General features: G+C 69.2%; 21 protein-coding genes and 1 other RNA gene. 16 read left to right on the top strand and 6 right to left on the bottom strand.

From position 1 onward, the window contains the following. Nucleotides 1–28: 28 nt before the first annotated feature. Nucleotides 29–2362 (bottom strand): ATP-dependent Clp protease ATP-binding subunit ClpA, encoded by a 2334-nt coding sequence (clpA, locus tag HLH21_RS05745; RefSeq protein WP_182942205.1) that lies wholly within the window; start codon nt 2360–2362, stop codon nt 29–31. Between the two features lie 169 nt (nt 2363–2531). Then, nucleotides 2532–2930, bottom strand: a complete 399-nt coding sequence (gene clpS / locus HLH21_RS05740) for an ATP-dependent Clp protease adapter ClpS (RefSeq protein ID WP_182942203.1) — start codon at nt 2928–2930, stop codon at nt 2532–2534. A gap of 373 nt (nt 2931–3303) precedes the next feature. Here clpS and HLH21_RS05735 point away from each other — a divergent pair, with 373 nt between their 5' ends. The 3 genes from HLH21_RS05735 to ggt all read left to right on the top strand — a co-directional run bounded on the left by HLH21_RS05735 (nt 3304) and on the right by ggt (nt 7137). Further along, nucleotides 3304–4350, top strand: a complete 1047-nt coding sequence (locus HLH21_RS05735; RefSeq protein WP_373319682.1) for a D-alanyl-D-alanine carboxypeptidase family protein — start codon at nt 3304–3306, stop codon at nt 4348–4350. A 125-nt stretch (nt 4351–4475) separates the two neighbouring features. Further along, a complete protein-coding gene (gene map, locus HLH21_RS05730; RefSeq protein WP_182942201.1) occupies nt 4476–5285 on the top strand; it encodes a type I methionyl aminopeptidase in 810 nt (269 codons plus the stop codon). A 46-nt stretch (nt 5286–5331) separates the two neighbouring features. Continuing rightward, nucleotides 5332–7137 (top strand): gamma-glutamyltransferase, encoded by a 1806-nt coding sequence (ggt, locus tag HLH21_RS05725; RefSeq protein WP_246379281.1) that lies wholly within the window; start codon nt 5332–5334, stop codon nt 7135–7137. Nucleotides 7138–7184: 47 nt separating this feature from the next. Here ggt and nudC read toward each other — a convergent pair whose 3' ends face one another. Further along, nucleotides 7185–8138 carry an NAD(+) diphosphatase gene (gene nudC, locus HLH21_RS05720; RefSeq protein WP_182942199.1) on the bottom strand — a complete coding sequence of 318 codons (954 nt, stop codon included), beginning with the start codon at nt 8136–8138 and terminating at the stop codon, nt 7185–7187. A 66-nt stretch (nt 8139–8204) separates the two neighbouring features. Between nudC and ffs the strand changes: the two genes are divergently transcribed. The 7 genes from ffs to HLH21_RS05685 all read left to right on the top strand — a co-directional run bounded on the left by ffs (nt 8205) and on the right by HLH21_RS05685 (nt 13466). After that, nucleotides 8205–8301, top strand: an RNA gene (gene ffs / locus HLH21_RS05715) — signal recognition particle sRNA small type. Nucleotides 8302–8369: 68 nt separating this feature from the next. Then, entirely contained in the window at nt 8370–10406 is a 2037-nt protein-coding gene (locus tag HLH21_RS05710) for a DNA polymerase III subunit gamma/tau (protein WP_182942197.1), read from the top strand. 13 nt (nt 10407–10419) lie between these two features. Further along, nucleotides 10420–10743 carry a YbaB/EbfC family nucleoid-associated protein gene (locus HLH21_RS05705; RefSeq protein WP_182942195.1) on the top strand — a complete coding sequence of 108 codons (324 nt, stop codon included), beginning with the start codon at nt 10420–10422 and terminating at the stop codon, nt 10741–10743. Nucleotides 10744–10776: 33 nt separating this feature from the next. Then, nucleotides 10777–11370 carry a recombination mediator RecR gene (recR, locus tag HLH21_RS05700; protein WP_182942193.1) on the top strand — a complete coding sequence of 198 codons (594 nt, stop codon included), beginning with the start codon at nt 10777–10779 and terminating at the stop codon, nt 11368–11370. A 7-nt stretch (nt 11371–11377) separates the two neighbouring features. Continuing rightward, nucleotides 11378–12169, top strand: coding sequence for an SDR family oxidoreductase (locus tag HLH21_RS05695; protein ID WP_182942191.1), 792 nt, complete (start codon nt 11378–11380; stop codon nt 12167–12169). A gap of 11 nt (nt 12170–12180) precedes the next feature. Next, nucleotides 12181–12582, top strand: a complete 402-nt coding sequence (gene folB, locus HLH21_RS05690; RefSeq protein WP_182942189.1) for a dihydroneopterin aldolase — start codon at nt 12181–12183, stop codon at nt 12580–12582. Continuing rightward, nucleotides 12579–13466, top strand: a complete 888-nt coding sequence (locus HLH21_RS05685; RefSeq protein ID WP_182942187.1) for a DMT family transporter — start codon at nt 12579–12581, stop codon at nt 13464–13466. Before folB ends, HLH21_RS05685 begins: the two co-directional genes overlap by 4 nt. Before the next feature lie 43 nt (nt 13467–13509). Here the strand turns inward: HLH21_RS05685 and HLH21_RS05680 are convergent, their stop codons facing one another. Further along, nucleotides 13510–13836, bottom strand: a complete 327-nt coding sequence (locus tag HLH21_RS05680; protein ID WP_182942184.1) for a TIGR02300 family protein — start codon at nt 13834–13836, stop codon at nt 13510–13512. Between the two features lie 185 nt (nt 13837–14021). On the opposite strand from HLH21_RS05680, the gene aroA reads away from it, so the two are divergent. The 3 genes from aroA to rpsA all read left to right on the top strand — a co-directional run bounded on the left by aroA (nt 14022) and on the right by rpsA (nt 17988). Beyond that, entirely contained in the window at nt 14022–15371 is a 1350-nt protein-coding gene (aroA, locus tag HLH21_RS05675; RefSeq protein WP_182942182.1) for a 3-phosphoshikimate 1-carboxyvinyltransferase, read from the top strand. After that, on the top strand, nt 15368–16024 hold the full coding sequence (cmk, locus tag HLH21_RS05670; protein ID WP_182942180.1) for a (d)CMP kinase: 657 nt from the start codon (nt 15368–15370) through the stop codon (nt 16022–16024). Before aroA ends, cmk begins: the two co-directional genes overlap by 4 nt. 248 nt (nt 16025–16272) lie before the next feature. Beyond that, the gene (gene rpsA, locus HLH21_RS05665; protein WP_182942178.1) at nt 16273–17988 is read left to right on the top strand and encodes a 30S ribosomal protein S1; all 1716 of its coding nucleotides are present in this window, start codon (nt 16273–16275) and stop codon (nt 17986–17988) included. A gap of 155 nt (nt 17989–18143) precedes the next feature. On the opposite strand, the gene HLH21_RS05660 is transcribed toward rpsA, so the two are convergent. Continuing rightward, entirely contained in the window at nt 18144–18935 is a 792-nt protein-coding gene (locus HLH21_RS05660; protein WP_246379279.1) for a glycoside hydrolase family 16 protein, read from the bottom strand. Between the two features lie 281 nt (nt 18936–19216). Beyond that, a complete protein-coding gene (locus HLH21_RS05655) occupies nt 19217–21925 on the bottom strand; it encodes a M16 family metallopeptidase (protein WP_182942174.1) in 2709 nt (902 codons plus the stop codon). Between the two features lie 147 nt (nt 21926–22072). Here HLH21_RS05655 and HLH21_RS05650 point away from each other — a divergent pair, with 147 nt between their 5' ends. From HLH21_RS05650 to HLH21_RS05640, 3 genes are all read left to right on the top strand, one after another. Next, nucleotides 22073–23242 (top strand): serine hydrolase domain-containing protein, encoded by a 1170-nt coding sequence (locus HLH21_RS05650; protein ID WP_220789696.1) that lies wholly within the window; start codon nt 22073–22075, stop codon nt 23240–23242. A gap of 104 nt (nt 23243–23346) precedes the next feature. After that, nucleotides 23347–23583: a (2Fe-2S)-binding protein gene (locus HLH21_RS05645; protein WP_182942172.1), complete on the top strand. Its 237-nt coding sequence runs from the start codon at nt 23347–23349 to the stop codon at nt 23581–23583. Nucleotides 23584–23650: 67 nt separating this feature from the next. Continuing rightward, entirely contained in the window at nt 23651–24172 is a 522-nt protein-coding gene (locus HLH21_RS05640; protein ID WP_182942343.1) for a hypothetical protein, read from the top strand. The last annotated feature ends 1 nt before the right edge of the window (nt 24173 follow it).

The raw sequence follows: 24173 nt of genomic DNA, 5'->3' as shown, positions 1-24173 counted from the left end.
CGGGCGGCCCTTCCTTCATTGGGACAGATCAGCCCGCGGCTTCGGATTCCCGCTCGCTGCCCTCGTCGCCTTCGGCGGGGGCATCCGGGCTGGATTCGATATATTCGAAATCCAGCGCCCCGTCCTTCAGCGTGATCTTCACCGCGCCACCCTTGACCAGCCGGCCGAACAGCAATTCCTCGGCCAGCGGCTTCTTGATGTGCTCCTGGATCACGCGGCCCAGCGGCCGTGCGCCATAGAGGCGGTCGTATCCGCGCTCGGCCAACCATTCCTTCGCGGCCGACGAGATCTCGATCGTGACGTTGCGGTCGGCAAGCTGCGCTTCCAACTGGAAGACGAATTTCTCGACCACGCGGCCCACGATCTCGGGCGTCAGGTTGGCGAACGGAATGATCGCATCCAGGCGGTTGCGGAATTCCGGCGTGAAGATCCGCTTGATCGCCTCCTCGTCCTCGCCCTCGCGGGAATCGCGGGCGAAGCCGATGGCTTCCTTGTTCAGGTCCGCGGCGCCCGCGTTGGTGGTCATAATCAGCACCACGTTGCGGAAATCCACGGTCTTGCCGTTGTGGTCGGTCAGGCGGCCATGGTCCATGACCTGCAGCAGGACGTTATAGAGGTCGGGATGCGCCTTCTCGATCTCGTCCAGCAGCAGGACGGCATGCGGATGCTGGTCGATGGCGTCGGTCAGCAGCCCACCCTGATCGAAGCCGACATAGCCCGGCGGCGCGCCGATCAGGCGGGAAATCGAATGCCGCTCCATATATTCGGACATGTCGAAGCGGACCAGTTCGATCCCCAGCGTCTTGGCCAGCTGCTTGGCGACCTCGGTCTTGCCGACGCCGGTCGGGCCGGAGAACAGATAGTTGCCGATCGGCTTCTCGGGATCGCGCAGCCCGGCACGCGACAGCTTGATGGCCGCCGTCAGGGCTTCGATCGCCCGGTTCTGGCCGTAGACCATGCCCTTCAGGTCGCGCTCCAGCGTCCGCAGCGTCTCCTTGTCGTCGGACGACACGCTCTTGGGCGGGATGCGGGCGATCTTGGCGACGATGTCCTCGACATCCTTCAGGGTCACGGTCTTGCGGCGCCGGTTCTCGGGCACCAGCATCCGAGAGGCCCCGACCTCGTCGATCACGTCGATCGCCTTGTCGGGCAGCTTGCGGTCGTGGATGTACTTGGCCGCCAGCTCCACCGCGCCGCGAATGGCTTCCTCGGTGTAGCGCACCTTGTGGTGGCGTTCGTAATTGCCCTTCAGGCCGCGCAGGATCTTGACCGCGTCTTCCAGCGTCGGCTCGGCCACGTCGATCTTCTGGAACCGCCGGACCAGCGCGCGGTCCTTCTCGAAATGCTGGCGGTATTCCTTGTAGGTCGTGGAGCCGATGCAGCGCAGCGTGCCCGCCGCCAGCGCCGGCTTCAGCAGGTTCGAGGCATCCATCGCCCCGCCCGAGGTGGCGCCGGCGCCGATCACGGTATGGATCTCGTCGATGAACAGGATGCTGCCCGGGTTGTTGTCCAGCTCGGTCACGACCGCCTTCAGCCGTTCCTCGAAATCGCCGCGATAGCGGGTGCCGGCCAGCAGCGCGCCCATGTCCAGCGAATAGATCGTGGATTTCAGCAGCACTTCGGGCACGTCGCCTTCGACGATGCGCTTGGCCAGCCCCTCGGCAATCGCGGTCTTGCCCACGCCGGGGTCGCCGACATACAGCGGGTTGTTCTTGGTGCGGCGGCACAGGATCTGGATCGTGCGCTCGATTTCCGAGTCGCGGCCGATCAGCGGATCGACCTTCCCGTCCTCGGCCTTGCGGTTGAGGTTGGTGCAATAGGCCGTCAGCGCGTCCTGGTTCTTCTGGCTGCCCTTGCCGCGTTCCTCGCGCTCGCCTTCCGGGCTTTCCGGCGCGCTGCCGGACACCGGGCGCCGCGTCGAGCGGTCGGGGGCCTTCGCGATGCCGTGCGAGATGAAATTGACGGCGTCCAGCCGCGTCATGTCCTGGAGCTGCAGGAAATAGACGGCGTGGCTCTCACGCTCGGCGAACAGGGCGACCAGCACGTTGGAGCCGGTGACTTCGTCGCGGCCGGTCGACTGGACATGGATCGCCGCGCGCTGGATCACGCGCTGGAACGCCGCCGTGGGCTTGGGATCGACCGTCCGGTCGGACGCCAGCCCCGCGAGGTCCTTGTCCAGGAATTCGGTCAGGTCGGACCGCAGCTTGTCCAGATCGACGCCGCAGGCGCGGAAGACCGTGACCGCGTCGCTGTCATCGACCAGCGCCAGCAGAAGGTGTTCCAGCGTCGCATATTCGTGCCGGCGGTCCCCGGCCAGGGTCAGGGCCCGGTGAAGCGTCTGTTCGAGATTGCGTGACAACATGCCAGGACGCTCCTTTTCCAAAAGCGGGCCACGGGCCCGACAGGCTACCGGAAAATCAGGACTATATTTGGTATGTTTCCATCGGAAAGCCAGTGGCAAGAAAAATAAATCGCGTGTCCGTGCGGTAGGGGACGCGCGTCGTCGCCCGGGGGAGGGATTTCCCCGAGGGTCAGTCCTTCTCGATCGTGCATTGCAGCGGGTGCTGGTTCTGCCGGGCGAGATCCATCACCTGCGTGACCTTGGTCTCGGCGACCTCGTAGGTGAAGACGCCGCAGACGCCCACGCCGCGCTTGTGGACGTGCAGCATGATGTCGGTCGCTTCCTCGCGCGACTTCTGGAAAAACCGCTCGAGGACGTGAACGACGAACTCCATCGGCGTGTAGTCGTCGTTCAGCATCAGGACCTTGTACATCGCGGGCTTGCGCGTCTGCGGCCGGGTCCGGACGACGACCCCGATGGTCGGCGAATCGGGGTTGTCGGACTGTCCATCCTGGTCGTTGCCGCCACGCCGCGTCGGGTTGCCGCCATGGGAATGCGGATGATGCCCGGACATGCGGGTGTCGGTCATGGAAGACCCGGCGGGGGAAGATGCAACAACCATGTTCATACCATATTGGAAATACGTGTCGGGTTAAAAGGGCAGGGGGACAAATTAAGCATGTTTTGCGAGCCGGGACGGATCAAAATAGTGGATGTCCCCGCATCGAAGACCGCCGTCGCGCGCATGGATCGTGGCACGAGGTCGAAAAGGCTGCATTTTCTTCCTGTTATCGTTGTTTCCTCTGGACGGGTTCCGAAGATTGACCATAAAGTCGCCGGAAAGATGCGGATCCGGTGACGGGGGAACGGTGGTGGCCGACTGCTCCAGGGGTGATGAGAAGCAGGGCTGGTTCGCCCGTCTGCGCCATGTCGCGTTCCCGCCGGTCGGACGGGGGCGGGCCATTCGGCTGTCGGTCGGCCTTTCGGCGGGCTGGGTGGCGGTGCTGGCCGCAGGCGTGCCCCAGGCCCGCGCCCAGTATGTCGGGCAGGTCAGTTCGATCGTCATGGATGCCCGCACCGGGGCCGTCCTGTCGCAGAGCAATCCGGATCTTCAGCGCTATCCTGCCAGCCTGACCAAGCTGATGACGCTCTACCTGGCTTTCAAGGGCCTGCGGGGCGGGCAGATCTCGCTGGACCAGTCGGTGCCGGTTTCCGCCCACGCGGCCTCGATGGAGCCGTCCAAGCTGGGCCTGGTGCCCGGCAGCTATTTGACGGTCGAGCAGGCGGTGCTGGGGCTGGTCACGAAATCGGCCAACGACGCGGCCTGCGCGCTGGGTGAATTGCTGGGCGGCGGGGACGAAGGCCGCTTTGCCGACGTGATGACCCGCCAGGCGCGCGCCCTGGGCATGACCAGCACGACATTTCGCAACGCGTCCGGCCTGCCGAACGGCGAGCAGGTGACGTCGGCCCGCGACCTGGCGCTGCTGACCCGGCAGATCATCGCCGAATTTCCTGAATATTATCATTATTTCGCGGTGCCGGCCTTCTATTTCCATGGCCGGCAGGTGCCCAATCACGACCCGATGCTGCGGTTCTATCCCGGGGCGGACGGGCTGAAGACCGGCTATACCGCCGACGCCGGGCGTAACCTGGTGACGTCGGCCATTCGCGAGAATGTCCGGTTGATCGGCGTGGTGCTGGGGGCCCGGACGAATCCGCAGCGCAGCGCCATGATGGCCAGCCTGCTGGATGACGGTTTCCGCCAGGAAGGCGTCGCCGACGTGCCGCGTACGCTGGTCCTGGCGCGTGCGCGCAGCCGCCATGGCCGGGCGGCGATCATGCTGGCTGCGGCGGCGCGTTCGGCCAATGCCGGCCCCGAGCAGGTGGCCGAACTTCCGTTGGCGCCGCGTCATCACATGCCGGCGCGGCATGGGCATGTCCCGGCCCATGTCCGCATGGTGGCCGCGGGCCATGCGGTCCGTCACCGGCATGGTCATAATCACGGCTGACCCGACCGGCCCGAAAACCGGCATTGCTGGGGGCATCGCCCTTGCCTTGATCGGGCGACCCGCGCATTTATCCCCCCATGATGATGCCGTTCCGGCGGCTGGATAGGATAGCGAGGGGCATCGACATGGACGGCGACACGGACGCAAGGCGGGTTATTCTTCATACGCCCGAGGATTTCGTCGGCATGCGCGCGGCGGGCCAGCTTGCGGCCCGCACGCTGGACATGATCGTGCCGCACGTCAGGGCCGGGGTCACCACTGACGCCCTCGACCGCCTGATCCACGACTTCATGCTCGATCACGGGGCGACGCCGGCCACGCTGGGCTATCGCGGCTATCCGAAATCCAGCTGCATTTCCCTCAACCATGTCGTCTGCCACGGTATTCCGGGCGAGCGCCAGTTGCAGGACGGCGATATCCTGAACATCGACGTCACCGTGATCCTGGATGGCTGGTTCGGCGACACCAGCCGCATGTACACGGTCGGCCCGGTGCCCCGGAAGGCCGAGAAGCTGATCGACGTGACGTACAAGGCCCTGATGGTGGGGATCGAACAGGTTCGCCCCGGCAACACGCTGGGCGATGTCGGGCACGCCATCCAGACCTTTGCCGAATCCCATCGTTTCTCGGTAGTGCGCGATTTCTGCGGCCACGGCATCGGCCGGACGTTCCATGCCGCGCCGAACGTGCTGCACTACGGGCGGCCCGGCCAGGGGCTGGTGCTGCGGCCGGGCATGTTCTTCACCATCGAACCCATGCTGAACAGCGGCCGCCCGGACGTGAAGGTGCTGGATGACGGCTGGACCGCCGTCACGCGCGACCGTTCGCTGTCGGCCCAGTTCGAGCATATGCTGGGCGTCACCGACGAGGGGTGCGAGATCTTCACCCTTTCGCCGGCCGGCCTCGACAAGCCGCCCTACGACACGGCCGGATGACGGCCACGCCTGTCCGCGCGCACATCACCCGATCGAAAGGAACATAATGCGGTATTCCATCCTGCGACGGCGCCTGGCCGCCTGCATGCTGGCGGGGTCGATGCTGGCCGGCGCGGCACTGCCCGCGATGGCGGCATCGGCGCCGCCCTCGGCGCCCGCGCCGCAGGGCGATGTCCTGACCTTCGGCGGCGGACCGGTCGCGGTGGCCCCGCTGGCCCCGGCCGCGGGGCAGCATGGCATGGTGGTGTCGGCGCAGCATCTGGCGTCCGAGGCCGGGGCGCGGATCCTGGCGCAGGGTGGCAACGCGGTGGATGCGGCGGTGGCGGTGGCGTACGCGCTGGCCGTGGTCTATCCGGCGGCGGGAAATATCGGCGGCGGCGGGTTCATGACCCTGCGTACGCCGGACGGCCGGATGCAGTTCGTCGATTTCCGCGAACATGCGCCGCTGGCGGCGACCGCCACGATGTTCCAGGATGCGAAGGGCAACGTGATTCCGGGCCTGTCGATCACCGGCTGGAAGGCGGTGGGCGTGCCCGGCACCGTGGCGGGGATGGACCTGATCCTGCGTCGCTGGGGGCGGCTGTCGCGCCAGCAGGTCATGGCGCCGGCCATTGCCCTGGCGCGGGATGGTTTCGTCCTGGCCGAGGGCGACATCCAGTTGCTGGACACCTCGACCGCCGATTTCGCGCGGGACGCCGAGGCCCGGAAGATCTTCCTGCGTCCCGACGGCACGCCGCTGGTGGCCGGCGACCGGCTGGTGCAGGCCAATCTGGCCCGGACCCTGTCGCTGATCGCGCGGGAGGGGGCCGATGCCTTCTATCGCGGCCCGATCGCCGACGAGATCCTGCGGGCCGGCCGGGCCGGGGGCGCCATCCTGCAGGCCGCCGATTTCCGCAAATATGCCCCGCGCGTCATGGCGCCGCTGACCTGTTCCTATCGCGGCTATCGCGTCGACACCGCGCCCCCGCCCAGCGGCGGCGGCGTTGCGCTGTGCGAGATCCTGAACATCCTGTCGGGCTACGACATGCATGCGCTGGGGCTGCACAGCGCCCCGGCCGTGCAGCGTGAGGTCGAGGCCATGCGCCATGCGTATGCCGACCGCCAGGACCTGGGCGACCCGGCCTTCGTCCACAACCCGGTCACGCATCTGATCGACCCGGCCTATGCCAAGCAGATCCGCGACGGGATTCCGACCGACCGGGCGGTGGCGTCCGATTCGCTGCGTCCGGGCACGGCGCAGCCGGAAAAGCACGAGACGACCCAGTTCTCGGTCGCGGACGATAAAGGGCTGGCGGTGTCGGTGACCTATACGCTGAACGGCTGGTTCGGCGCCAAGGTCATGGGCGGCGGCACCGGGATCTTCATGAATGACGAGATGGACGATTTCTCGTCGCGTCCCGGCGTGCCCAACATGTTCGGCATCGTCGGCAGCCGCGCCAACGAGATCGCGCCCGGCAAGACGCCGCTGTCGTCCATGTCGCCCACCATCCTGTCGCGCGACGGCAAGGTCGTCATGGTGATCGGCAGCCCCGGCGGGTCGCGGATTCCCACCATCGTGCTGTCCGCGATCCTGGGCGTGGTCGATTACGGGCTGGACATCCAGCAGGCGATCGACCTGCCTCGCCTTCACGAGCAATGGCAGCCCTCGCACGTCGAGGTGGAGCAGGGCGCCCTGACCGACGATGTCACCCGGACCCTGACGCAGGAGGGCTACGAGATCGCCCCCCATGCCCCGTGGGGCGTGGCCGAGGGGATTCTGGTCGGCGGTCCGCGCCTCGGCGAACGGGGAACGGCGCGCTATTACGGCGGTTTCGACCGTCGTCATGCCGGTGGAGCGGCGGTCGGGGAGTAGGCGCAGGGGCTTCGGCCCCTGCCGGGGACGGCGGAACCCCGACCTTTCTAGGGGGCGCCGGTCAGCCAGTCTTCGATCATGCGCCGCGCGATGGTGGTGGACGCCGGCAGGGTGAAGCCCAGGGCGGCATGGTTGCGGATGTCGTCGCGGGTCAGCCATCGGGCTTCGACGATTTCGTCGGGGTCCAGGCGCAGCGTGTCGTCGGTGGCGGTGGCGGTGAAGGCCAGCATCAGCGTGCCCGGATACGGCCAGGGCTGGGACGAGTGATAGCGGATCTCCCCGACCGGGACGCCCGTTTCCTCCAGCACCTCGCGCGCGACGGCTTCCTCGGGCGTTTCGCCGGGTTCGACGAAACCGGCCAGGGCTGACAGCGTACGGCTTTCGGGGCCGAAGCGGACGCCGCGCGCCAGAAGGACACGGTCGCGCCGTTGCACCAGCATGATGACCACCGGGTCGGTGCGGGGGAAATGCAGGTGGCCGGGGTCGGCCGTGCAGACCAGGCGATGGCCGGCCTGGTCGGCCTGGTTGGGCGCGCCGCACGCGCCGCAGAAGCGCGTGGCGTTGCGCCAGTGCACGAGGCCCCGCGCCTGGGCCAGGATGGCCGCCTCGTCCGGCGGCAGCAGGCTGGCCAGCGGGCGCAGTTCGACGAACCGGCCGCGCGCCTGGGGGAACAGCAGTTCCGGCTGGTCCATCAGGCTGAGATCCAGGACAAAGAGCGGGCGTTCGTCCAGGTAGCCCAGGAAGATCCAGTCGGTCCCCTCCAGGAATTCGGGCGTCATCAGCGTCTGGCGCCGGGTGGGCAGTTCGATCCGCGCCCGGTCGTCCGGGTCCCTGACGATCAGGTGCAGCCCGCGCCAGCAGGGCACGAACAGCGTGTCGGCGCCGACGAGATAGGACGCGATTCGCGCCGCGTCCGCGCGATGGTGCGCCGCGCGGTCCACGGGACTGCCGGAATAGAAGTTCCCGCCTCTGCCGGGGGGCGCATAGGGGGTGATGGTCATGGCCTGCCTCTTTTCCTTGTCCTCCCTCTTGTGCCCGACACCCGGTTGCGTGTTAAGAAGGCGTCGGGAGACCGGCTATGGACGGGCGCCTTGCCAACCCGGTCAGGTCCGGAAGGAAGCAGCCGCAGTGAGTTTCGCCCGGGTCATCAGTCCGGTCTCCCACCCCGGGAAACATATCCCCGCCCGCGCCGCCAGGCCGGGCCTGGCGTCGACATCTGCCCGGAAGCCTCAATGACCGCCTCAACGGACCAGGATCGCGCCGAGGCGGACGATCTGCCCGCGCCCCCGCCCGATGACGGCCCCGGCCTGTTCGGCGACGCGCCGGCCGCCGCTGCCGCGCCCGCCGTCCCGGCGACACCCGCTGGCTCGGCGGCCGTTCCCTATCGCGTGCTGGCGCGTAAATACCGGCCGGCCACCCTCGACGATCTGATCGGCCAGGATTCGACGGTGCGGATCCTGCGTAATGCCTTCGCCCTGGGGCGGGTGGCGCATGCCTTCATGCTGACGGGCGTGCGCGGGGTGGGCAAGACCACGACGGCGCGCATCATCGCCCGGGCCCTGAACTGCGTCGGGCCGGATGGCGCCGGCGGCCCGACGGCCGATCCGTGCGGGGTCTGCGCCAATTGCGTCGCCATCCTGGCCGACCGTCACCCCGACGTGCTGGAAATGGACGCGGCGTCGCGCACCGGCGTGGACGACGTGCGCGAAATCATCGAGGCAACGCGATTCCGCCCCATGCAGGGGCGGATGAAGGTCTTCATCATCGATGAGGTCCATATGCTGTCGCGCAACGCCTTCAACGCGTTGCTCAAGACGCTGGAGGAGCCGCCGGCGCAGGTGACGTTCGTCTTCGCCACCACCGAACTACGCAAGGTGCCGGTGACGGTCCTGTCGCGCTGCCAGCGGTTCGACCTGCGTCGCGTGCCGCAGGCCGACCTGGCCGCCCATTTCGGCCGCATCGCGCAGGCCGAAGGCGTCGCCTGCACGCCCGATGCGCTGGCGCTGATCGCGCGGGCGGCGGATGGTTCGGTGCGCGACGGCCTGTCGCTGCTGGACCAGGCCATTGCCCAGGTCGCGCAAGCCCAGGGCGGGGCAGATGTCCCGATCGCGGCCGATCTGGTCAGCGACATGCTGGGCCTGGCCGACCGGGGACGGGTGTTCGACCTGCTGGACGCCGTGCTGGCCGGCCGGCCCGACCAGGCGCTGGCCATCACCGACGAGGCCCATGCCCGGGGCGCCGACCTGGGCGTCATGCTGGGCGACGTGCTGGAACTGGTCCACACGGTCTCGCGCCTCAAGGCGCTGCCGGCGCTGCGGCACAGCGCCGAACTGCCCGAGGCCGAGCGCGCGCGCGGCGGTGCGCTGGCCGACCGCCTGTCCGTGCCGGTGCTGGGGCGGACGTGGCAGATGCTGCTGAAGGGCCTGTCGGAAATCGAGATGGCGCCGGACCGGCGCGAAGCCGCCGAAATGATCCTGATCCGCCTGTGTTACGTGGCCGACCTGCCGCCGCCGGGCGAGCTGGTGCGTCGCCTGACCGGCAAGGACGGCGCGGACGCGGCGGGGCCAATGGCGTCGGGTGCGTCGGCGGCGACGGGTGGACCTGCGGTCGGTGGCGTGGCGATGGGCATGACCCCGGGCGGCGGACCCCAGGGCGGGGTGCCCGTCACGGCGCATGGCGGGTTGCGGATGGTCGCCAACGGCGGGGTGCGCGTGGCCGACCTGTCGCCCGCCGAGCCGCAGGAGCCGATCGCGCCCGAGCCGGAGCCCGAGCCCGCGCCATCCCCACCCACCCTGGCGACATGGCGCGAAGTCGTGGCGTTCGTTTCGGGCAAGGATGCGATGCTGCATGGTCATCTGCGCCATTCCACGCATCTGGTCGCCTTCGTGCCGCCGCGGATCGACCTTCGGGTGGACCGCGCCGGCCTGCCGGGCCTGACCCGCCGGCTGGAGACCCTGCTGCGGCGCGAGACGGATACGGCGTGGGAGGTCCGGTCCTCGACCGGGCAGGGCGCGCCGACGCTGGCCGAGCAGGGGGCGGAAATCATCCAGTTCCACCGCGCGGCGGCCGAGGCCCATCCGCTGGTGCGGGCCATCTTCGCGCGCTTTCCCGATGCCCGCCTGGGCGCCGTGACCGATCATTCCCTTGACGATTACGGCCTGCCGCCTGAAGAGGCGGCATCCGCCGTGCTGGCGCCCGATCTGGAATTCGCGCCCCTCGACGCCGATCTGGTGGATGAGGATGACCTCGACATGAACGACGACAGGTGAGGAGACGACACCGATGAAGAATCTAGCCGGCCTGATGAAGCAGGCGACCCAGATGCAGGCCCGCATGGAGGAAATGCAGACCACGCTGGAAGGCATGACGATCGAGGGCAGCGCCGGGGCCGGCATGGTGCATGTCACCCTCAACGGCAAGGGCGACCTCAAGGCGGTGAAGATCGACCCCAAGCTGGCCGACCCGACGGAAATGGAAATGCTGCAGGACCTGCTGGTCGCCGCCTGCGCCGACGCGCGCAAGCTGCTGGACGAACGCGCGGCCGAGGAAATGAAGAAGGTCACCGGCGGCATGAACCTGCCGGCGGGCCTGAAATTTCCGTTCTGATCCCACGGCGCGGCGGGGCATAGGGGCGGCGGCATGGGCGGAACGGACATCGAACGGCTGATCGCGCTGCTGGCGCGGCTGCCGGGCCTGGGTCCGCGTTCGGCCCGCCGCGCGGCGCTGGCCCTGCTGCGCCAGCCCCAGGCCCGCATGCTGCCGCTGGCCCAGGCCATGGAGCAGGCGGCGCGCGCGGTGAAGACGTGCGGCGGCTGCGGCAACCTGGACACGCGCGACCCCTGCGGCATCTGCGCCGATCCGGCGCGCGATCGCGGGCTGGTCTGCGTGGTCGAGACGGTGGGCGACCTGTGGGCGCTGGAGCGCGCGGGCGTGCATCGCGGCGTCTACCAGGTGCTGGGCGGCACGCTGTCGGCGCTGGCGGGGCTGGGGCCGGACGACTTGAATGTCGGCCCGCTGCTGGCCCGGCTGGAGCAGGGCGGCGTGCGGGAAGTCATCCTGGCCCTCGGCGCCACGGTCGAGGGGGCGACGACCAGCCACTGGCTGCAGGACCGCCTGGCGCGGTTCGACGTGCCCGTCAGCCGCGTCGGGCAGGGCGTGCCGATGGGCGGCGCGCTGGACGTTCTGGATGACGGCACGCTGGCAGCGGCGCTGCTGGCGCGCCGGCCGGCCTGAAGGACGCATGAGCATGTGGCCCATTCCCCCTTCCATTCCCCGCGTCGCCTTCGTGACCGGCGGGGCGATCCGGCTTGGCCGGGCCATGGCGCTGGCGCTGGCGGATGCCGGATTTTCGGTGGCCATCCATTATCGCTCGGACGAGGACGAGGCCCGCCGGACGGTGGCGGACGTCGCCGCCCGGGGCGTGGGCGCCGTCATGCTGCGCGCCGACCTGTCGCACGAGGCCGAGGTCACGCCCCTGCTGGCGCGGGCCGCCGATGCGCTGGGTCCGGTCGGGGTGCTGGTGAACAACGCCAGCACGTTCGAGCGCGACGAGTGGGACGACGCGACCCGCGCCGGCTGGGACATGCATCTGGAGCCCAACCTGCGCGCGCCCTTCGTCCTGATGCAGGATTTCGCCCGCCGTCTGCCCGAGGGGGCCGAGGGCATGGTGCTGAACATGCTGGACGAGCGGGTCTGGTCGCTGACGCCGCATTTCGTCAGCTATACCGTGTCGAAATCGGCATTGTGGACCCTGACGCGCAGCATGGCGCTGGCCCTGGCGCCCCGGCGGATCCGCGTGAACGCGATCGGGCCCGGCCCGGCGCTGCCCAGCCCGCGCCAGTCGGCCGAACAGTTCGCCCGGCAGTGCGCGTCGGTGCCGCTGGGCCACGGGACCTCGCCGGACGAGGTCGCGCGGGCGGCGATGGCGCTGCTGTGCCTGCCGTCGGTGACGGGACAGATGCTGGCCCTGGATGGCGGGCAACACATGCAATGGTCGCCGGCCCTGCGTCCCGGCCTGGTCCCCGAGGAATAAGACACACCGCAATGGCCATCTTTGCCGCCTGGCCGGAACAGCCGCCGCTGCGCCGCGTGTTCCTCAAGGACATGGTGCTCGATGCCAATATCGGCATCTATCCGCATGAACAGGGCGTGACCCAGCGAATCCGGGTCAATATCTCGTTCGGGGTCGTGGACGAGCCGGGGCTGACGGTCGGGCGCGACGACCTGAGCCGTACCGTCTCGTACGAACGCATCGTGCTGATGGTGCGCCGGATCATCGGCGAGGGCCATGTCCGCCTGGTCGAGACGCTGGCCGAGCGGATCGCCATCGGCGTCCTGGCCGACGAGCGGGTGGTGGTCGTGCGCGTGCGTGTCGAGAAGCTGGATATCTTCGACGACCTGGACGCGGTGGGGGTGGAGATCGAACGGCGGCGACCCGCGCCGTGACCGCGGCGATTCTGCTGGGTCTGTCCGCCGCCCTGTTCTACGGCACCGGCGATTTCCTCGCCGGCTTCGCCAGCCGGGCGATCGGCGTCCTGCGTATGATGTTCTGGAGCCAGTTCGCCGTGTCGGTGGGCATGGCCGCCGCGATGGGCGTGGCGGGACTCGGGTCGTGGCGGCCCCTTTATGGCGCGGGCTGGGCGGTGTGGGGGTGGGCGATCGGCTCCACCCTGCTGATCCTGGGGGCGTCGGGCCTGTATTTTCGCGCGTTGCAGGTGGGGCGCTTTTCGGTCGTGACGCCGATCATGGCCTGCTACGGGGTCGTGGCGGCGCTGTGCGCGGCGGCGTTGGGCGAAACCCTGCGCGCATCGGTGCTGCCGGGGGTGATCCTGGCCATCGCCGGCGGCGTGGTGTCGTCGATTCCGGCGGCGGCCGAGGGCGACGACTCCGGCAGGGCGCCTGCCGTCGACGGGGCCAGGGGGGCCTGGCTGGCGGCGCTGTCGGCCGGTTTCTACGGCGCGGGGTTCTGCGTGCAGGGGCGGTTCGTGACCCCGTACCTGGGGGCGCTGGGAACCGTGTGGGCGTTCTATACCGTGGGGATGGTCGCCCTGCTGGCGGTCGCGCTGCTGATGCGGGGCGACATCACCTTTCCGGGGCGGCGCTATGGCGCCGTCACCGCGCTGAACGGCCTGATGTCGGGGCTGGCCTATCTGTCGCTGTCGGTCGCGGCCGGCCTGGGCAGCATCGCCCTGCCGACCGTGCTGTCATCGCTGACCAGCATGGTGACGGTGCTGCAGGCGCGCCTGGTCATTCACGAACCCGTGGCGAGGCACCAGTGGCTGGGCATGGCCGGCGTGCTGGTCGGGCTGGCGGTGCTCAACCTGGGATAGCGTCCTGCCCCGCCGGCCCCGCAAGGGGGGGCGGGGCGGACGGTCAGTTGTCGTTCTCGTCGTTGTCGGTGCTGACGTCGATGTCGGCGCTGATCTCGTCGTCATCGTCGTCGAGGTCGGAGGTATCCTCCATCACGTCGTCGTCGGCATCGGCGTCGTCGGCATCGAGGTCGACGGCCGTATCGGCATCGTCGTCCTTCGGCTTCACCGGGATCGCGGCCGTCGGGTCGGGGGTGCGGCGGATGCGGGGCACGTCCGCGGGTTGCTCGGTGCCGCATTTGGGGCAGACCGCCGGGCTTTTGTTCAGATCGTAGAAACGGGCGCTGCAGGAAACACAGACGCGCTTGGTGCCGAGATTAGGCTGGGCCATCTTGAACCTGTCGATCCTGATATTGTTGGACAAAAAATGCGACGGAGAGCGGCACAAGGCGCAGCCCCATGCCAGCTTGCGGACCGGCTGTCAAACCATGATCGGTCCATGGTCGTCGCTTTGGCTTCTTTTTTGTCGCGTGGGCGATTGACTTCGCCGCCCACAATCCGGAATTGGATGGCCCCATGGATACCGTGCATGCTCCGTCCCCGCGTCCGCTGAACGTTCACGCGCCGGCCGCCCCCCTTTCCGGAGCCGTCACGGTTCCGGGTGACAAGTCGATCAGCCATCGCGCGCTGATGTTCGCGGCGCTGGCCCGCGGCGAGACGCATATTTCCGGCCTGCTGGAAGGCGAGGACGTGCTGCGGACCGCCGACGCGATGCGGGCGCTGGGCGCCACGGTCGTCCGCACCGGCCCCGGCGCCTGGCACGTGACGGGCCGGGGCATCGGCCAGTTGCAGGAACCGGCCGACGTGCTGGACATGGGCAATTCCGGCACGGCGGCGCGCCTGCTGTCGGGCATCCTGGCCAGCCACGGCATCTTTTCGGTGATGACCGGCGACGCCAGCCTGCGCGGCCGCCCGATGAAGCGCGTGACGGACCCGCTGGCGGCCACCGGCGCCACCTTCCTGTCGCGGGCCGGGGGGCGGCTGCCGCTGGCGATTCGGGGCGTCGCCGACCCCGCGCCGCTGACCTATCGCCTGCCCGTCGCCTCGGCGCAGGTGAAATCGGCCGTCCTGCTGGCCGGGCTGAACGCCGCCGGCACCACGCGCGTCGAGGAGCCGGTGGCGACCCGCGACCACACCGAGAACATGCTGCGCCATTTCGGCGCCCACGTGACGGTCGAGCCGCTGGGCGCCGGCGGCCGCACCATCACCCTGGCCGGCCGGCCGGACCTTGTGGCGCGGGACGTGGTGGTGCCGGGCGATCCGTCCTCGGCCGCGTTCGTGCTGGTTGCGGCCCTGGTGGTGCCGGGGTCGGCGGTCACGGTGCGCGGCGTCGGCCTGAACCCGCTGCGGACCGGCCTGTTCACGACCCTGCGCGAGATGGGGGCCGACCTGCGCCTGTCGAACGAACGCATCGAGGGCGGCGAGCCGGTGGGTGACCTGACCGCGATCGCCGGCCCGCTGCATGGGGTGGACGTGCCGGCCGACCGCGCGCCGTCGATGATCGACGAATATCCGGTCCTGGCGGTCGCCGCCGCCCATGCCGCCGGCCCGTCCCGTTTCCGGGGGCTGGAGGAGCTGCGCGTCAAGGAAAGCGACCGCCTGGCCGCGACCGTGGCGCTGCTGGAGCGCAACGGCGTGGCGGTCCAGGTCGTGGGCGACGACATGATCGTCACCGGCACCGGGGGCGCGGTGCCCGGCGGCGGCGTGGTCGAGACCCGCATGGACCACCGTCTGGCCATGAGCGCCACCGTGCTGGGCCTGACGGCGTCGGCGCCGGTGGGCGTGGACGACACGGCCTTCATCGACACCAGCTTCCCCGGCTTCATCGCGCTGATGAATGGCATCGGCGCGGGCCTTGCGCCATGACAAAGGCGCTGGTGATCGCCATCGACGGTCCGGCGGCCGCCGGAAAGGGGACCCTGGCGCGGCGCCTGGCGGCGGCGCTGGGCCTGCCCTACCTGGATACCGGATTGCTGTATCGCGCGGTCGGGCGGCGCATGATTGATGCCGGGCTGGACCCGGCGACCCATCCGGCCGACGAACAGGCGCGGGGGATCAGGCTGGCGGATCTGGACCGTGACGACCTGCGGGTGCCCGAAGTCGATCGGGCCGCCAGCCTGGTTGCGGCCCAGCAGGCGGTGCGGGCGATCCTGGTGGACATCCAGCGCAATTTCGCCGTTGCCGGCGGCGGGGTGCTGGACGGGCGCGATATCGGCACCGTCATTTTCCCCGACGCGACGGTCAAGCTGTTCATCACGGCATCGACCCAGGCGCGGGCGCGCCGGCGCTGGGAACAGATGGCGCCCGACCCCGATGCGCCGGACCGCGCGGCCCGCGTCGCCGAGGTCGCGGCCCAGCTCCAGGCCCGTGACGACGCCGACGCCAGCCGCGCCGCGGCCCCGCTGCGCGCGGCCGACGATGCGGTCTGGATCGACACCGACGACATGACCGCCGACGAGGTGCTGGACGAGGCCCTGCGGATCGTCCGCCGGCGGACGGAAGACCTCAAGACGGGTTGAACGGGTTTTCCGGCTGAAAGGCCGCCCGGCGGGCGGTTTCTGTTGACAGGCCAGGGGCTGAGGGTGTCTGTGCGAGTCCACGCGCCGGAACCCGGTCCTTGGGGGCGGCGCGGTCTGCATCGGCCGTCAGGCGTGCCGCGACAGGGGTCGTGGATAGAGCCGGGCAAGTCGTTCCGTCCACGATCGGCGGCGCGCAAGATTTGCGGTGTTCCGCCCGCGCGGGACCCGATACGGGATTTACGGTACATATGGCTTCAGCCACCTTACAATCCGCCACCGATCATTTCGGCGGTGAGGATTTCGCGACCCTTCTGGACGAGACCCTGGGCCGCGACACCGCCTTCGACGGTTCGGTCGTCACCGGCCGCGTCGTCCGCCTGACCGACGAATTCGCCATCGTCGATGTCGGCCTCAAGAGCGAAGGGCGCGTGGCGCTCAAGGAATTCGGCCTGCCGGGCATGACCCCGGACGTCAAGCCGGGCGACGTGATCGAGCTGTTCGTCGAGCGCTATGAGGACCGTGACGGGTCCATCGTGCTGTCGCGCGAGAAGGCGCGGCGCGAGGAAGCCTGGACGAACCTGGAAAAGGCGTTCGAGGGCAACCAGCGCGTCAACGGCACGATCTACGGCCGGGTGAAGGGTGGCTTCACCGTCGATCTGGGCGGCGCCATGGCGTTCCTGCCGGGCAGCCAGGTCGATATCCGTCCGGTCCGCGACGTCACCCCGCTGATGGGCGTGCCGCAGCCGTTCCAGATTCTGAAGATGGACCGCGCCCGCGGCAACATCGTCGTGTCGCGCCGCGCCGTTCTGGAAGAGACGCGCGCCGAGCAGCGCAGCGAGCTGATCCAGGGCCTGAAGGAAGGCATGATCCTCGACGGCGTGGTCAAGAACATCACCGATTACGGTGCGTTCGTTGACCTGGGCGGCGTTGACGGCTTGCTGCATGTCACCGACATCGCCTGGAAGCGCATCAACCACCCGTCCGAGGCCCTGCAGATCGGCCAGCCGGTCCGCGTGCAGGTCATCCGCTTCAACCCGGATACGCAGCGTATCTCGCTGGGCATGAAGCAGCTCGAGGCCGATCCGTGGGAGAACGTGGCGATCAAGTATCCGCCGGGCGCCCGCTATTCCGGCCGCGTCACCAACATCACCGACTACGGCGCGTTCGTCGAGCTGGAGCCGGGGGTCGAGGGCCTGGTGCACGTCTCCGAGATGTCCTGGACGAAGAAGAACGTCCATCCGGGCAAGATCGTCGCGACCTCGCAGGAAGTCGACGTCATGGTCCTGGATGTGGACAGCGCGAAGCGCCGCATCTCGCTGGGCCTGAAGCAGGTGCAGCGCAACCCGTGGGAGCTGTTCGCCGAAGAGCACAAGATCGGCTCGACGGTCGAGGGCGAGATCCGCAACATCACCGAGTTCGGGCTGTTCGTCGGCCTGTCCGCGGACATCGACGGCATGGTCCACATGTCCGACCTGTCGTGGGACGAGGCGGGCGAGGTCGCCATGGCCCACTACGAGAAGGGTCAGGTCGTCCAGGCCAAGGTGCTGGATGTCGATGTCGAGAAAGAGCGTATCTCGCTGGGCATCAAGCAGCTGCATGAAGATCCGGCCGCCGATGCGCTGGGCAAGGTGCAGAAGGGTGCGGTCGTCACCTGCATCGTGACCGCCGTCCAGGCGAACGGCATCGAGGTCAAGGTTGACGAGGTCCTGACGGGCTTCATCCGCCGGGCCGAGCTGGCGCGCGACAAGGCCGACCAGCGTCCGGAGCGTTTCGCGGTTGGCGAGCGCGTCGATGCGAAGATCGTCTCGGTCGATCGTGCGGCCCGCAAGCTGGCGCTGACGATCCGCGGCCGCGAGGTCGAGGAAGACAAGCAGGCGATCAACGAGTACGGCTCGTCGGACAGCGGCGCTTCGCTGGGCGACATTCTGGGTGCGGCGATCCGTCGTCGCAACGCGGAAGGCTGATCTCGTCCGTCATGGACGAAAAGGGGGCGGTGCCGGTTTCGGCACCGCCTTTTTTTTGGGCCCGCGACGGAGTGTCGGGCCCCCTGAAACCCGCCTGTTATCCCCGATCGGGGTCCAGGGCCTCAGGCCCTGGTGGGTTCGGGCAACGCCCGACCTTAACGCGGGGCACGCGGCGGGGCGCCGGCCACAAGGCAGCGTGCGAACGCCTCGGGATCGGCGGGCTGATAGGCGCGAACGTAATCCACCAGCATGACCGTCGGGTTTGGGGTCTTGTCGATCGGCCACCCCGAACCGAGCGCCAGATTGACCAGGAACATGAACGGCAGCCGATGTTGCGGGGGTGTCGGCGTCTGCCAGTATTCCTTGTGATCGAGATAGAGGCGGATCCAGCGCGGGGTGACCAGCGTGCCGTAGGTATGGAAATCATCGACCAGGGACTTGGGCGGCACGCTGTTCAATTGCGTCGCCCCCCCGTGGGGCTCGGAGGAGCGTCCAGGCCAGACGTGAACCGTGGAATGAAATGCGTCGGTGAACTGGCCGTAATATTCGATGGCATCGACTTCGACGGTCGGGCGCATCCAGTTCGGCGGGGTGCTTTCATTGAGCCATACGCCGGGCCATGTCCCCGGACCGGGGGGCAGCTTCACGCGCGTTTCGAAATAGCCGTACATGGTCGTGAAGCCGTGCCCGTCCTCGTCCGCCGACGCCAGCAGGCCCGAGGTCCAGTGCCCCTGGGCGTCCTTGCGCGCGGTGATGGACAGGGTGCCGTCATGGACCGCGAAGGCCGAGCCCGGACCGGGATCGGTGAAGCGGGCGTCGCCGAAATCGCCGGCCCATGGCGTGTGCGTGATCCAGCGGGCGGCGCCCAGCGTCCAGGCCGACAGGTTCAGCGTGTCGAATTCGTCGTCGAAGACCGGCGCCGCGCCGCACAGCCGCCGCTCGGCCATCGTCGGGGTGGCCTGGGCTGCGGCCGGCGCCAGAGCGGCCAGACATACGAGGGGAAGCAAAAACCTGGAGCAGGTCACGACAGGGCCGACGATCCGCCCCCGTGCCCCTGCGACTGCGTCCGCGCCATCGCAGGACGTTCCGGTATGACATTCGCGCACGGCTCTCCCTCTCCGAAGTCGGGTTCGAGACATGCGTACGGGCCGCGACCCGGCCGCGTCGCGTGTCCGCGACACCTAACTCCGGGCGCGGCGGCGGGTTCCGCGCGGGGCGGGCGGCCCTGTTACCGCGCCGGCCCCTTGACGATTTCCGCCAGGTCATGGGGGCGGATCCATGTGCGGAAGGCGGCCTGCACCGCCGCCGCCGTCATGCCGTAATAGGCGCGCGCCGCCCGGTCCGGCGTATCCAGCGGCAGGCCCAGGTCCACCAGGTGCAGGTCCCCGGCGGCGATCGAATCCAGGCTGGCGCGCTGCAGGGGCAGGCCGCGCAGCAGCGAGGCCTTGGCCAGGGTCAGTTCGTCGTCCGAGACCGGGCTGTCCTGCATCGCCGTGACATCGTGAACGGCGGCGTCACGCGCCTTGCCGACCTTGTCGGGGTCGGCGCCGAACGAAATGCTGTATCCGCCCCGGTTCCGCGACCATGAAAAACGACTGCTGACGGAATAGACATATCCGGTCCTGACCCGCAGGTCCCGGTACAGGCGCGACGAGAAGCCGTCGCCCAGGACCTCGTTGCCCACCGCCAGGGCGAAATGGTCCGGGTGCGCCGCCGTCAGGCCCAGGCTTTCGGCCAGCATCGCGGTGTCCTGCACGCTGGTGTGGTCGGGCACCTGCGTGTGCGACGCGCGGCTGTCGGGCCGTGCCGGCAGGTCGACCGCCGGGGTCGCGCCGCCGGCGGCCGTCCAGGCGCCGAACTCCCGGCCCACCACCTGTTGCGCGCGTTCGGGGGTGATGTCGCCCGCGACCACGATGGTGGTCAGGTCGGGGCGGTAGGCGGCCGCATAGAACGCCCGCACGTCGGCCAGGGTCAGGCGCATGATCTTCTGCGGGTCGGGCTGGCGCAGGCTGGGGTCGTGCGGTGGCGACACCGCGGCCTTGACCGCCCGGCCGAACAGGTAATCCGGCGTCCGCAGCCTGCCGGCCAGTGCCTGGGCCGTCTGCATACGCACGACCTGGAAGGCGCGGTCGGGGAAGGCGGGGTGCAGTTCGTTATCCGCCAGAAGCTGCATGCCGCGCTCGAAATCCGGGGTCAGCACGGCCAGGCCGAAGCCGGGACCGGCGCTTTCGGTGGCGGCGATGTCGTCCAGCGCCTTCTGGAACGCCAGGCGGTCCAGGGTGCGGGTGCCGTAGGTGAACAGGTCCTCGGTGATCGCGGCAATGGCTTCCTGGCCGGCGGGTTCCTGCATGTCGGCGTTCTGCCGCACCATGCCGTAGACATTCACGGTGTGGCCGACATGGGCGGGCTGCACGATCAGGCGCAGCCCGTTGGGATAGGTGAAGACCGAGGGCGGGGTCGCGGCCGGCGGCAGGGACAGGCTGGCCAGCGCCGCGTGCGCCCAGTCGGGCAGGGGGACCGGATGGTCGGGGGGGGTGGCGAAGGATTCCGATCCGCCGAAGCCCTTGCCCGTCACCGGCTTGCCCGAGTCCTCGGGCGTCAGCAGCGCGGTGACCGCCTGGGCGGGATCCAGGATCTGGCGGGCCAGGCGGTTGACGTCGGCCGGCGTCACCGCATTCAGCGTGGCGGCCAGGTCGTCGGGCGAATTCAGCCCCATGACGGCCAGGGCCTGCGACCAGTTTTCGGCCAGTCCGCTGATGCTGTTGGCGGAAAAGCTGAGCTGCGCCAGTTCCTTGCGCCGCGCGGCCTCGACCAGGTCGGCCGGCACGCCCTTGTCGCGGATGGTGGCCAGGATGGCGTTGACCTCGTGCAGCAGCGGGGCGGGGTCCTGCTCCTTGGGGAAGGCGGCGATGGCGATGCCGATTCCGGCATCAGCCTTGGGGGCGAATTCTAAGCCCGCGAACAGCGCCTTGCCCGCCGGCACCAGGTCGTACAACGCCCCGCGCTGGCTGGACAGCACGTCGGACAGGATCTGGGCGGCCGCGTAGTCGCGCGATGTCAGGCCGGGCATGCGCCATGCGACGGTCATCAGCCCGACCGGATAGTCGGTGGGGAAATGCAGCGTCTGCGCCGTCACCGGACCGGGCCGGACCGGCGTCCGTTCAGGCAGCGCGCGGCGCGGGATCTCGCCGAAGGCGGCGCGGACCTGGTCGATGGCGCGGTCGGGGTCGATGTCGCCGGCGATGATGAGGATGGCGTTGTTCGGCGCGTACCATTTTTCATAGAAGCCGCGCAGCAGGGCGGCGTCCGTCTTCTCGAAGGAGGGGCGGGTGCCCAGCGCGTCCTGCTCGTACGGCGTGCCGGCGAACAGGATGGATTGCAGGCGCGACAGGTACTGGTAGCTGGGGCTGGACAGGTCGCGCGAGACCTCCTGCTCGATCGCGCCGCGTTCCTTGTCCCAATCGGCCGCATCCAGGGTCAGCCCCTGCATCCGCAGCGCTTCGACGTGCAGGATCACGCCCAGGTCGTCGGCGGGCGCGGTGTAGAAATACTGGGTGACGTTCTCGGTCGTGTCGGCGTTGTAGCTGCCGCCCAGCCGCGCGCCGATGGCCGCCAGCTGGTCCTTGTCCAGCCCCCTGCTGCCCCGGAACATCATGTGTTCCAGCGCGTGGGCGGTGCCGGGGAAGCCTTTCGGGGCCGCGCTGGAGCCGACCAGGTAGTTGATCTCGGTCGTGACCACGGGGGCCAGCCGGTCGCGCACCACCACCACGCGCAGCCCGTTGGACAGGGTCGCGCGCACCGGGGCGTCCGCGTGCGCGGCCGGCCGGGCCGCCGGCGGGGCGGTATCGAGGTGCGGCATCGTGTCCGCCCGGGCGGGTGCCATGGCCAGCAGGGCGAGGGAGAGGCTGAGGGCGGTGGTGGTCAGGCGGGCGGTCATGATCGCGTGGGAACTCCTGATGACCGCCATAGCCTAGAGAAGGCCGGGCATCCTGGAAACCGCGCACCGGCCGGGGAAACATGTCCTCTTGTTCATGGCGGGCGATGGCGGTTGACTGCTTCCGAACAGCAATAAGGGGGGAAGGCGATGTCCGGGACCATGCCGATCGACGGAATGGCGGAACGGGTCGAACAGGTCGTGCAGGGGGCGGTGGCGCGGGGCCGGCTGGTGGGGGCGGTCGTCCTGGTGGCGGTGGATGGCGCGGTCGTCGTGCGCTGCGCCGCCGGCCTTGCGGACCGCGAAGCCGATGTCCCGATGCGCGCCGACGCCCTGATGCGCCTGGCCTCGTTGACCAAGCCGGTGGTCACGGCGCTGGCCCTGGCGCTGGCGGAACGCGGGCGGCTGGAACTGGGCGACCCGGTAACGCGCTTCCTGCCCGATTTTCGGCCGGCCACCGCGGATGGCGCCGTGCCGGTCATCACGCTGCATCATCTGCTGACCCATATGGCGGGCCTGTCCTATGGCTTTGCCTTTCCCCGCGACGACAATCCGTACGCCCGCGCCGGGGTGTCGGACGGCATCGCCGAGCCGGGCATGACGCTGGCCGACAATCTGGCCCGCCTGGCGTCGGTGCCCCTGATCTTCGCGCCGGGGGAGGGGTGGCAATATTCCCTGGGGCTGGACGTCATGGGCGGCGTGCTGGAACGCGCGGGGGATGCGCCGCTGTCGGAACTGGTGCGACGGTATATCGGCGACCCGCTGGGCTGGACCGAAAGCGGCTTCACCGTCTCCGGGCCGGGCGCGCTGACCGGGGCCTATGCCGATGGGCGTCCCGCCCCGATCGCCATGGGGGAACGCTACGTCATGCCGCGCCTGCTGTCCGACGGCCGCACCAGCGAAATCGTGTTCGCGCCCGACCGGGTGCTGGACCGGGACTCCTACCCCTCGGGCGGGGCGGGCCTGGTCGGCACCGCCGGCGAATTCCTGCGTTTCCTCGAAGCCCTGCGGACGGGCGGCGGCCCGATCCTGTCGCCGGACAGCGCGGCCGCCTTCGGGCGCAATGCGATCGGCGACGTGTCGATGGGGCCGATGAACGTGGGCATGCGCTTCGGCCTGGGCGCCGCGGTGGTGGACGACCCCGAGCGGGTGCGGACGCCGGTTTCGCGGGGCGGATTCACCTGGGGCGGGGTCTACGGCCATCAGTGGATCGTCGATCGCGCCCGGGGGACGACCATCGTGATGATGAGCAACACCGCCCTGGCCGGGATGGCCGGCCCCTATTGCGACGCCGTGCGGAACGCCGTCTACGGCGTCTAGCGCCGCTGGATGTCCAGTCGCATTCGATGCCGAGTTGTTGAGAATGAGATTGCGAACGGTTAGCAACTATGCTTCAAAGAACGGGCACGGAGATGGGACGCGTCATGTTTGTCTGTTCTTGCAACTTGCTGACCGATCGGGATGTGGAAAAGGCAGTGGATGGCGGCGCCACCCGCCCACGGGAAATCTACGCGTCGAAAGGATGCCGGGCGCAGTGCGGGAACTGTGTGCCGGGCATGCTGTGCCTGTTGCGCCGCGCGCTTCAGGCCCGTGAGGGCGGGCTGGCGGGCTCGCTGGGCCTGGGCGAGGGCGCGGCGCTGGAGGGCGCGGCCGCCGGCTAGCTCATTGCGGGGTCGCTCCGCCTTGAAAAGGGGTGCGGTCGCGGGACGGGCTTGATACAAGATGTCCATGTCATTTGGTGATCGCGTCAACCGGTTCGATGCCTGGCTGCTGGACCGAGTCTTTCAACCCTTCGCCGACCGCCTGCCGGAACGGTTGCCGGCGTTGGCGCTGGGCATGAGCTTCCAGTTCGGGGCGATCATGCTGTCGGCGGCGTCGATCGGGGCGATGATCGTGATCGGCCACATGTCCCTCAGCGACGCCATGTTCAACGTGCTGGTCTGGTGCCTGGGGCTGGCGTTCTATACCGGCATCAACCGGGTGCGGCCGATGGTCCGGCCGGGGCATCTCAATCCGCTGCGCGTCATGCTGTCGGGCATGCGGCCGCTTTCGATCCCGTTCGCGTTCTATGCGCTGTACCAGGGCGCCACCGCCCCGCCGCATTTCGAGATCGCGCTGTGGTTCAATTCCCTGGCCAATATCATCTTCGTCGCCGGGATCTATCTGATCTCGTGCGAGGTGCGGCCGCCGGGTCACCGGCAGACCGCCCGCGCGGGGTTCGGCCGCCTGCAGGGCGAAACCGGCCTGTAGG

The sequence above is a fragment of the Gluconacetobacter johannae genome (assembly GCF_014174305.1).
Lineage (GTDB): Bacteria > Pseudomonadota > Alphaproteobacteria > Acetobacterales > Acetobacteraceae > Gluconacetobacter > Gluconacetobacter johannae.
The sequence above is the reverse complement of the archived record's forward strand: the minus strand, read 5'-3'. Positions and strand labels throughout refer to the sequence as shown.

Coding starts and splice junctions, on each gene's coding strand:
- HLH21_RS05660 (WP_246379279.1), bottom strand. CDS start 18,935: ATGGCCGAGCGGCGGCTGTGCGGCGCGGCGCCGGTCTTCGACGACGAA.
- folB (WP_182942189.1), top strand. CDS start 12,181: ATGGCCATCTTTGCCGCCTGGCCGGAACAGCCGCCGCTGCGCCGCGTG.
- HLH21_RS05705 (WP_182942195.1), top strand. CDS start 10,420: ATGAAGAATCTAGCCGGCCTGATGAAGCAGGCGACCCAGATGCAGGCC.
- recR (WP_182942193.1), top strand. CDS start 10,777: ATGGGCGGAACGGACATCGAACGGCTGATCGCGCTGCTGGCGCGGCTG.
- cmk (WP_182942180.1), top strand. CDS start 15,368: ATGACAAAGGCGCTGGTGATCGCCATCGACGGTCCGGCGGCCGCCGGA.
- map (WP_182942201.1), top strand. CDS start 4,476: ATGGACGGCGACACGGACGCAAGGCGGGTTATTCTTCATACGCCCGAG.
- HLH21_RS05640 (WP_182942343.1), top strand. CDS start 23,651: ATGTCATTTGGTGATCGCGTCAACCGGTTCGATGCCTGGCTGCTGGAC.
- HLH21_RS05645 (WP_182942172.1), top strand. CDS start 23,347: ATGTTTGTCTGTTCTTGCAACTTGCTGACCGATCGGGATGTGGAAAAG.
- rpsA (WP_182942178.1), top strand. CDS start 16,273: ATGGCTTCAGCCACCTTACAATCCGCCACCGATCATTTCGGCGGTGAG.
- aroA (WP_182942182.1), top strand. CDS start 14,022: ATGGATACCGTGCATGCTCCGTCCCCGCGTCCGCTGAACGTTCACGCG.
- clpA (WP_182942205.1), bottom strand. CDS start 2,362: ATGTTGTCACGCAATCTCGAACAGACGCTTCACCGGGCCCTGACCCTG.
- HLH21_RS05710 (WP_182942197.1), top strand. CDS start 8,370: ATGACCGCCTCAACGGACCAGGATCGCGCCGAGGCGGACGATCTGCCC.
- clpS (WP_182942203.1), bottom strand. CDS start 2,930: ATGACCGACACCCGCATGTCCGGGCATCATCCGCATTCCCATGGCGGC.
- HLH21_RS05655 (WP_182942174.1), bottom strand. CDS start 21,925: ATGACCGCCCGCCTGACCACCACCGCCCTCAGCCTCTCCCTCGCCCTG.
- HLH21_RS05650 (WP_220789696.1), top strand. CDS start 22,073: ATGTCCGGGACCATGCCGATCGACGGAATGGCGGAACGGGTCGAACAG.
- nudC (WP_182942199.1), bottom strand. CDS start 8,138: ATGACCATCACCCCCTATGCGCCCCCCGGCAGAGGCGGGAACTTCTAT.
- HLH21_RS05680 (WP_182942184.1), bottom strand. CDS start 13,836: ATGGCCCAGCCTAATCTCGGCACCAAGCGCGTCTGTGTTTCCTGCAGC.
- HLH21_RS05695 (WP_182942191.1), top strand. CDS start 11,378: ATGAGCATGTGGCCCATTCCCCCTTCCATTCCCCGCGTCGCCTTCGTG.
- ggt (WP_246379281.1), top strand. CDS start 5,332: ATGCGGTATTCCATCCTGCGACGGCGCCTGGCCGCCTGCATGCTGGCG.